Here is an 8,844-nt window from a genome sequence, read left to right as displayed (position 1 = left end):
AGCATCAGCGGGCGCGACCCGGCCAGCACGCGCCAGGTGGACACCTGCGGCTGGTCAGCGGCACGTTCGGGGTCGAGGCCACGGGCGACATCGTGGTCGATGTCCTCGGGACGGATGCGCGAGAGGCACACCAGCGACGCCACCGCCATCACCGCCATCAGCACGAACACCGCCGGCAAGCCCCAGAAGTAGCCGAGTGCACCGGCCAGCGCCGCCGAGAAGACATTGCCGCCGTGGTTCCAGGCCTCATTCTTTCCCAGCTGTGAAGGCAGGCCCTGCTGGCCGACGATGCCCAGCGTCAGGCCGGCGATGGCCGGTCCGATGATGGCGCCGACGATGCCGGTACCGACCTGCGACACCGCCGTGATCGTGAAGCTGGGCGAGACCAGCAACAACAGCGAGCCCGCCACCACCAGCACCGAGCCGATGCCGACCACCAGCCGCTTGGCGCGCACCGCATCGGTCAGCGCCCCGGCGGGCGTGGTGGCCAGCATGCCGGCAATGCCGCCCAGCGTCATGACGTAGCCGATGTCGTCCGCGGCCCAGCCGTGACCCATCAGGAACACACCGAGGAAAGGACCGAGCCCGTCGCGCACATCGGCCAGGAAGAAGTTCAGCCTGGAGAGCCAGGCGATCGAGCCCGCTTTGGTATTCATCCGATGGGCCCCTTGAAGATGAAGAAGGCACCCAGGCAGATGCAGCCGAAGCCGACCAGGTGATTGATGGTGAACTGCTCACCCAGGTACAGCACCGAGAAGATCGAGAACACCACCAGCGTGATGACCTCCTGCATGGTCTTCAGTTCGGCGGCGTTGTAGACCGAGTGGCCGATGCGGTTGGCGGGCACCGCGAAGCAGTATTCGGCCAGGGCGATGCCCCAGCTGACCAGGATCACCAGGTACAGCGGTCGGTTCTCGAACTTGAGGTGGCCGTACCAGGCGAAGGTCATGAAGACGTTGGAGATGATCAGGAAAACAATGGGAAGGATTTTTGGCGACATGGTTCTTATTCTTTATCAAGTGGATGAAATGACACGCGGAGAATCGGGCAGACCGGCGGCCTGCCCTGCCGCAAACCCTTATCGGACGCGGCTGTACAGCGGTTGCAGGGAATCCGCGCTGGCCCCGACATCAATGGCCTCGATGGCGGTACCGAAACTGTTGCGGGTCCCCAAGCCATTGGCAGCAAACGGCGCGCCAGGTTCCAGCGGCGTGCGCAGGCTGTCGGGGGCGAAGCGCACGATGCTGCCGTCATCCAGGATGACGCCATTGGCTTCGCCGCGCGGGCCGGTCAGCACCATGGCGATCTTGCCGCGCACCGAGAGCTGGCGCAGTTGCGCAGCGCGCAGATGGGGCGGCAGCGGCGGGTTGGCATCGAAGGCGGGCGGGCGGTCGATCACGGTCTGGCCGTTGGCCAGATTGACGATGGCATCGGCCTTGATCACGCCGGCCGCTTCAGCCTGGCCGAAGATGCGCACCGACTGGCCCGGCTTGACCGCGTTCTGCAGCGTCTGCGACAGGTGCGGCGGGAACTTGATCACGGTGCGCTCGCCCACCATCAGGCCATCGACTTCGCCGTAGGGATTGATCAGGAAGCGGCTCACGCGGCCCTCGGTGATGGGAGCCTGCGCGGTCATGGCGGCGTCATAGGTGGCGGGCGGGACCGGGGGTGCCATCGGGCCGGCGACCGGCGCGGCACCCGGCGGCGGCGGAGCAGGCGGCAAGGCCTGGGCTTGCGCCGCCATCATCGAACCCAACAGGGCCAGGGCCGAGAGCGCGGCCAGCGAACGGGGGAGGAAGGTGGAACGGTTCATGACAACTCCTTTGAGGTGAGAGGGGTACACCCTCTTTTGCAAACCCCGTGCCTGCCATGAATCCTTTTTAAATCAATGACTTGCGAACTTCGCCTCAGGGACATGTGTCCGTTCCCGTGACACCTTGGCGTCCGCTGCCGGACACTGTCCGCGCCGCCGTCACATGTCTTCGCCCAGCACCGCCTGTCCCTGGCTGCTCAGCAACTGGCCGAAGCGCTCGCCTATCCATTGCGCGGTACTCCCCAGCGGGCGGCCTGGCAGCCACAGCATCTGTACCGACAGCAGCGGCAAGGCCAGCGCCGGACAGCGCAGCGGCACCAGCGCTTTGGCATGATCGAAATATTCGGCGACGTTGACCGGCAGGATGGCCCAGCCCAGGTTGTCGGCCACCATCTCGGCGATGCTGTAGTGATTGTCGGAGCGCCACAGCTTGGGGCTGTAGACCGGTTCTTCGACGCCATCGGCCTGCAGGATCAGTTGCCGGTATTGCGCCAGGTCGGTCTTGCGCAGGCGTTCGCGTGCGGCCATCGGATGGCGCGGCGAGACGAAGATGCCTTGCGCCACCGAGCCGATGTGGCGCTGGTCAAAGCCACTGGCCACGCGTCCCCGGTCGAAGTGAAAGCCGATATCGGCGCGACGCTGCTGCACGGCTGCCACCACTTCGGCCGGGGTGCCATCGAGCAAGGTCAGTTCCAGCGCCGGCGCGCGCGCCGACAATTCCCGCAGCAGCACGCGCAGGGCGGCATAGGGCAAGGCCTCGTCCAGCACCATGGTCAGGCTGGCTTCATCGCCCAGTGAAAAGGACCGGGCCCGTTCTTCCAGCGCATCGGCCTGGCGCAGCACCTCGCGCGCTTCCTGCAGCATGGCCGCGCCGACCTCGGTGAGTCCGGCCTTGTGGGCCGAACGATCAAAGAGCGTGACGCCGAGATCGACTTCCAGCAGCGCGATGGCCGTACTGACCGCCGATTGGGCCCGGCCCAGGTGGCGCGCGGCGGCGCTGATGGACCCGTGTTCGGCGGCGGCGACGAACTGGCGCAGTTGATCGAGATTCCATTGCATGCGGGACTCCATCTGGTTTATCGATAGACCTTATCTTGGTCGATCTGCTTTGACGGTGGATCATACTGGTTTTCCCACAAGGAGATGCCATGCAGAAATCACATGACCTGACCCGGACCGTGCGTTTGCGCCCGCTGGAGCGCGAAGACCTGCGCTTCGTCCATCACCTGAACAACAATGCCACGGTGATGCGCTACTGGTTCGAAGAACCGTATGAAACCTTCGCCGAACTCTCGGCCCTGTTCGAGGCCCACATCCATGAGCAGAACGAGCGCCGCTTCATCGTCGATGCCGATGGCGACAGCAGCGGCCTGGTGGAACTGGTGGAAATCAACACCGTCCACCGCAGTGCCGAATTCCAGATCATCATCGCGCCCGCCTGCCAGGGGCGCGGGCTGGCGGTGCAAGCCACGCGGCTGGCGCTGGACTATGGCTTTTCAGTGCTGAACCTGCACAAGATCTACCTGATCGTCGACCGCGAAAACGAGAAGGCCGTGCATGTCTACGCCAAGGCCGGCTTCCGGCAGGAGGGTGTGCTGAAGGAGGAATTCTTCATGAACGGCCAGTACCGTGACGTGATCCGCATGGGCATCTTCCAGCGCGATCACCTGGCCCGCATGCAGGCCGAACCGGTACAGGAACACGCCGCACCCGCCATCGTGGAGACGGCGGTGCATTGAACCGCGCTCACTGAACGCACTGAACTCACTGTTTGCGTCGAATTGATTTATCCACAGGAGAATCCAGCATGTCCGCTTACCTGACCCTGGCGGTGGCCATCGTGGCCGAGGTGATTGCCACCACCGCCCTCAAATCCTCACAGGGATTCACGCGCCTGTTGCCGGGCATCATCGTGGTGCTGGGCTATGGAGTGTCCTTCTATTGCCTGTCGCAGACCTTGCGCACCATGCCGACCAGCGTGGCTTACGCGATCTGGTCGGGCGTTGGACTGGTGCTCATCACGCTGGCCGCCTGGCTGATCCATCAACAGCGGCTGGACTGGCCGGCCGTGGCCGGCATCGCGCTCATCGTTGCGGGCGTGATGGTGATCAACCTGTTCTCGGCCAGCGCGGCGCACTAGCGCACTAAGGCACTAGCGCATATCAAGCGCCCATCAGGCGCGCACTTCGCGTCGCATCGATTGCGGTGCCACGCCGAAGCCGCGCAGGAAGACTTCGCGCATGTGGCGGCGATCCCGGAAACCGGTCTCGCGCGCCACCACTTCCAGCGGATGGCGGCTTTGCTCGATCATCAGGCGCGCCGCTTCCAGCCGCAGGCCCTCGATGGCCTTGGCCGGGGATTGCCCGGTCTCCGCCGTGAATACGCGGGTGAACTGGCGCGCACTCAGGTTGGCCTGCTCGGCCAGTTCTTCCACCGTCAGCGCGCGCTTGAGATGGCGGCGCGCATAGTTCAGTGCATCCTGGATGCGATCCGTCTTGGGGGCCAGCGCCAGCATTTCCGAATGCTGCGACTGGCCACCGGCGCGATGCTGGTGCATTACCAGCTTGTGCGCCACGCTGCGCGCCACTTCCTCGCCCAGGTCCTTGCCGACCATGGCCAGCGCCAGGTCCAGCCCGGCGGTCATGCCGGCCGAGGTCCACAGCGGGCCATCGACGATGTAGATGCGATCGTCTTCGATCTGGATGTCAGGAAAGCGCGCACGCATCGCCTCAGCAAACGCCCAGTGCGTGGTGGCGCGACGGCGTGCCAGCAGTCCCGACTCGGCCAGTACGAAACCGCCGGTGCAAATGCCGGCGATGCGCCTGGCCTTCTTTGCCGCCCGTTGCAGGAAGGCGCGCTCTTCCTGGCTCGCCGGCGACTCCAGCGGATTGCCCACGCCGCACACCACCCAGGTATCGATGGTGGCGGTGGCAGCCGCCCTGGTGGTGCTCACGCGCATGCCCAGGGATGACGTGATCTCGCCACCCGCGACCGAATAGTTGTGCATGCGGTAGAAGTCGTGGCCCACGACCTTGTTGGCATATTCAAAGACCGACTGGGTAGCCAGGCCCATGACCTGGAAGCCTTCTGTGAGCAGGTAGCCGATGTGGTGCATGTCCGGACTCCGTGATGATGTCTCAAAACACTACCATATACGTCATTCAGGAAGTCCGCAAGCGGCCTAAGATGCACTCCATCGACACCCCACACCGAAGGAGAACAGCATGAACCAGCCGCACACCCAAGCCCGTCGTGGTACCGCCCTCGTCACCGGCGCCTCATCCGGCATCGGTGCCCTCTACGCCGACCGTCTGGCCCGCCTGGGCTACGACCTGATCCTGGTGGCCCGCAACCGCGACCGCCTCAATACCCTGGCCGCGCGCATCACCACCGAAACCGCCCGTAACGTCGAAGTGCTGGAAGCCGATCTTGGCCAGGCTGCATCGCTGGCCCAGGTGGAAGAAAAACTGCGCAGCGATGCCAGCATCACGCTGCTGGTCAACAACGCCGGCATCGGCACCCACACGCCGCTGCTGCAAAGCAAGGTCGAGCACATGACCGACATGATCGCGCTCAACGTCACCGCGCCGACCCGCCTGACCTATGCTGCCGTGCCCGGTTTCGTGGCCCGTGGCCGGGGCGCGGTGATCAACATCTCCTCCATCGTGGCCGTGGCGCCGGAAGTGCTCAATGGCGTCTATGGCGGCAGCAAGGCCTTCGTGCTGGCCTTCTCGCAATCACTGCATCATGAACTGGCTACCCAGGGCGTGCAGGTCCAGGCCGTGCTGCCGGGTGCCACCGCCACCGAGTTCTGGGCCATCGGCGGCCTGCCGGTGGAACACCTGGACCCGGCCATCGTGATGTCGGCCGAGCAGATGGTGGATGCGGCGCTGGTCGGCTTCCAGCGCGGCGAGCTGGTCACCATCCCCTCGCTGCATGACGAAACGGCCTGGACCCGTTTCGACAGCGCACGCCAGCAGATGGCGACCCAGCTCTCTGCCAATACCCCGGCACCGCGCTACACCGGTAGCGATCTCCGCTGAGCAGCCCGCAAGGCCCCCGGTTCCTGCCTTTTTTGCCCTGATATGAAGCTTGCCGCCACGGCCCCCTGCGGGCGGGTGTGTGCGGCCTCACTCTACTGACCTAGTGAAGGAAAATCATGAAACTCACCGACAACACCCTCTTCATCACCGGCGGCACCTCCGGCATTGGCCGCGCACTGGCCGAAGCCTTCCACCGGCTGGGCAACCAGGTCATCATCGGCGGCCGCCGCAAGGCCCTGCTCGATGAAGTGACCGCCGCCAATCCCGGCATGCAGGCCATCGAGTTCGACGTCTCCAGCCTGGCCAGCATCGAGTCCGCCGCCGCCACGCTCAAGGCGCGCTTCCCCACGCTGAACGTGCTGATCAACAATGCCGGCATCATGCCCTTCGACGACGCCGGCGGCACCATCGACGACCAGGTCAGCCGCAGCATCCTCGACACCAACCTGCTCGGCCCGATCCGCCTGACGTCGGCCCTGATCGACCTGCTCAAGGCCCAGCCGCGCGCCACCATCATCCACAACACCTCGGTGCTGGCCTATGTACCGCTGGCGGTGACCGCCGTCTATTCGGCCAGCAAGGCGGCGCTGCATTCGTATGCGATGTCGCAGCGCTTCATGCTGCGCGACACCTCGGTGCGGGTGCAGGAGATCGCCCCGCCCTGGGTCGATACCGACCTGGTCAAGAAGAGCGGCGATCCGCGCGCCATGCCGCTGGAGGCCTTCATCGCCGAGACCATGGCCAAGCTGGCCGGCGATGAGGAAGAGATCATCGTCGAGTCCGTCAAGCCGCTGCGTGACAACCCTGGTGCCAATGAACACGCGCTGGTCAACGGCTTCAATGCGGCGCTGATCGCCAATCCGATTCCGGTCTGATCGTCTTGCGGTGCGCTGTCATGCAGCGCACCGCACCGTAGCCATCGTCGAGGACAGCATGACATCCACTCCCTTGGAGCCTGCGCCGGCTCCCTCTGCATCGCCTTCGCCGTCGGGCTCGCTGCTCACGGCGGGCTTCCTGGCCCTGGGCACCTTCGCCATCGGCACCGAAGGCTTCATGATCGCGCCGCTGCTGCCGCGCATGGCGGCCGATTTCGGCATGAGCGTGTCGACCGTGGCCAGCCTGGTGATCGTCTTCACGCTGGTGCTGGCGATCAGTTCACCCATCGCCACCGTCCTGTCGGCGCACATCAACCGCCGCCGCGTGCTGATGGGTGCAATGGGGGTCTTCACGGCGGCCAATCTGGTGGCGGCCCTCTCCAGCGGCTTTGGCGGTCTGCTGGCATCGCGCCTGCTGATGGCCGTGGCCGCCGGGCTCTACACACCCAATGCCAGTGCCCTGGCCGGGGCCATCGTCAAACCCGAACAGCGCGGACGGGCGCTAGCCATCGTCAGCGGCGGCATGACCATCGCCATCGCGCTGGGACTGCCACTGGGGTCGGTAGTCGGACATGCCTTTGGCTGGCGCGCCACTTTCGGGGCCGTGGCCGTGATGGGCGCGGTGGCGGTGGCCGGCATTTGGCTGGGGGTCGGGCGCGATGCCGGCGGGCAGATGCGGGTGGCCGGGCTGCGCGAACGGCTGGCCGTGGTAGGGCAGCCGCTGATCCGGCGTCTGCTCGGGGTGACGCTGTTCTGGTCGGTCGGCGCATATGCGGCCTATCCCTATGTGGCACCGTATCTGGCGCACACCCTGGCCTTCGCTGATCGCGGCGTCGGCCTGACGGTCAGCCTGTGGGGCGCTGCGGCCGCCGCAGGCGTGACCGTGGGCGGCCATCTCAATGATCGCTTCGGCTCGCCGCGCGTGGTCAGGCTGTCGCTGCTGCTGCTGATGCTGGCCTTCTGGAGCTTGAGTGCGGCCACGCTGCTGTCGCCCCGGGCGGCACTGATCCCGGTGCTGGTAGCGGTAGTGGGTTGGGGCTTTGCGGTATGGGCCTTCTTCCCGGCGCAGATGGCACGGCTCATCGCCTCAGGCGCAGCGGCGCAAGCACCGGTGGCCTTGTCGCTCAACACCTCGACCATGTATCTCGGCTTTTCATTGGGCAGCGCGGCGGGCGCGGGCATTCTGGCACAGGGATGGATGGCTGGCATCGGCCTGTTCGCCGGCACCTGCGCACTGGCAGGCCTGCTGCTGGAGCAGCGCCTGCACCGGACCTAAGCGACTGCGCCGCCCTGCTCTTCCAGCTTGCGATACAACTGCTGACGCGAGATGCCCAGCCGGCGGGCGGCTTCGGCACGATTGCCGTTGGCCGCTGCCAGCGCGCGCTGCAGCATCACGCGTTCGACCTGCGCTATGGCCACGGCCAGCTCGCCGTCCCAATCGATGGCGACGTCGCTGGCATTTTCCGTGACGCTGCGGTCGGCCAGGGCGATGTCTTCCGGTTCGATGCAGGCACCATGGCTCATCACCGCCGCGCGTTCCATGGTATTGCGCAACTCGCGCACATTGCCCGGCCAGGCGTGCTGCAACAGGCGACGCGCGGCGGCAGGACTGATGCGCTTGGGGGCATCGCCGCCCTGCTGGCGCAGGAAGTGTTCGGCAATGGCGAGGATATCGCCGGGACGCTCGCGCAGCGGCGGCACCTTGATCGGCAAGACCTGCAGGCGATACCACAGATCTTCGCGGAAACGTCCTTCGCTGATTTCCTGCGGCAGGTCGCGGTGCGTGGCGGCGATCACCCGCACGTCCACCTTGACCGCCTGCTGGCCGCCGACCGGCGTCAGTTCGCGTTCCTGCAGGACACGCAGGATCTTGGCCTGGGTCGGCAGGGCCATGTCGCCGATCTCATCCAGGAACAGGGTCCCGCCATGGGCCTCCTGGAAACGTCCCAGACGCGCGGCGGTGGCCCCGCTGAACGCGCCCTTGACGTGGCCGAACAGTTCGCTCTCGATCAGCTCCGCCGGAATGGCCGCGCAATTGATGGCCACGAAGGGACGTGCGGCACGCAAGCCATTGCGATGCAGGGCACGCGCCACCAGTTCCTTGCCGGTGCCG

11 protein-coding genes are annotated in these 8,844 nt (G+C 65.8%); 5 read left to right on the top strand and 6 right to left on the bottom strand.

From position 1 onward, the window contains the following. The 4 genes from B3873_RS12830 to B3873_RS12815 all read right to left on the bottom strand — a co-directional run. On the bottom strand, positions 1-656 hold a 656-nt coding region (locus tag B3873_RS12830), incomplete at its 3' end, for an MFS transporter (protein ID WP_286866504.1). Further along, entirely contained in the window at positions 653-1,000 is a 348-nt protein-coding gene (locus B3873_RS12825; RefSeq protein WP_034335429.1) for a DMT family protein, read from the bottom strand. The genes B3873_RS12825 and B3873_RS12830, both read right to left, overlap by 4 nt. A 78-nt stretch (positions 1,001-1,078) precedes the next feature. Then, positions 1,079-1,813 (bottom strand): hypothetical protein, encoded by a 735-nt coding sequence (locus B3873_RS12820; protein ID WP_121041193.1) that lies wholly within the window; start codon positions 1,811-1,813, stop codon positions 1,079-1,081. A 159-nt stretch (positions 1,814-1,972) separates the two neighbouring features. Beyond that, positions 1,973-2,872 carry a LysR family transcriptional regulator gene (locus B3873_RS12815; protein ID WP_286866501.1) on the bottom strand — a complete coding sequence of 300 codons (900 nt, stop codon included), beginning with the start codon at positions 2,870-2,872 and terminating at the stop codon, positions 1,973-1,975. Between the two features lie 89 nt (positions 2,873-2,961). Here B3873_RS12815 and speG point away from each other — a divergent pair, with 89 nt between their 5' ends. Together speG and B3873_RS12805 are read left to right on the top strand one after the other, a co-directional pair. Further along, positions 2,962-3,552, top strand: coding sequence for a spermidine N1-acetyltransferase (speG, locus tag B3873_RS12810; protein WP_286866499.1), 591 nt, complete (start codon positions 2,962-2,964; stop codon positions 3,550-3,552). A gap of 68 nt (positions 3,553-3,620) precedes the next feature. Next, complete coding sequence (locus B3873_RS12805; protein ID WP_034335425.1) at positions 3,621-3,953, top strand: DMT family transporter; 333 nt, start codon at positions 3,621-3,623, stop codon at positions 3,951-3,953. Positions 3,954-3,986: 33 nt separating this feature from the next. On the opposite strand, the gene B3873_RS12800 is transcribed toward B3873_RS12805, so the two are convergent. Then, entirely contained in the window at positions 3,987-4,928 is a 942-nt protein-coding gene (locus B3873_RS12800) for a GlxA family transcriptional regulator (RefSeq protein WP_286866495.1), read from the bottom strand. A gap of 109 nt (positions 4,929-5,037) precedes the next feature. Here B3873_RS12800 and B3873_RS12795 point away from each other — a divergent pair, with 109 nt between their 5' ends. The 3 genes from B3873_RS12795 to B3873_RS12785 all read left to right on the top strand — a co-directional run bounded on the left by B3873_RS12795 (position 5,038) and on the right by B3873_RS12785 (position 8,007). Beyond that, positions 5,038-5,856 (top strand): SDR family NAD(P)-dependent oxidoreductase, encoded by an 819-nt coding sequence (locus B3873_RS12795; protein ID WP_286866493.1) that lies wholly within the window; start codon positions 5,038-5,040, stop codon positions 5,854-5,856. Positions 5,857-5,972: 116 nt separating this feature from the next. Continuing rightward, entirely contained in the window at positions 5,973-6,731 is a 759-nt protein-coding gene (locus tag B3873_RS12790) for an SDR family oxidoreductase (RefSeq protein WP_134134176.1), read from the top strand. 58 nt (positions 6,732-6,789) lie between these two features. Further along, complete coding sequence (locus B3873_RS12785) at positions 6,790-8,007, top strand: MFS transporter (protein ID WP_286866490.1); 1,218 nt, start codon at positions 6,790-6,792, stop codon at positions 8,005-8,007. Here the strand turns inward: B3873_RS12785 and B3873_RS12780 are convergent. Continuing rightward, a partial coding sequence (locus tag B3873_RS12780; protein WP_286866489.1) for a sigma-54 interaction domain-containing protein occupies positions 8,004-8,844 on the bottom strand: 841 nt, incomplete at its 5' end. The genes B3873_RS12785 and B3873_RS12780 overlap by 4 nt on opposite strands.

The sequence above is a fragment of the Herbaspirillum sp. UBA812 genome, from assembly GCF_002296545.1.
GTDB lineage: Bacteria > Pseudomonadota > Gammaproteobacteria > Burkholderiales > Burkholderiaceae_D > Herbaspirillum > Herbaspirillum huttiense.
This window is presented reverse-complemented; position numbering and strand designations above follow the sequence as displayed.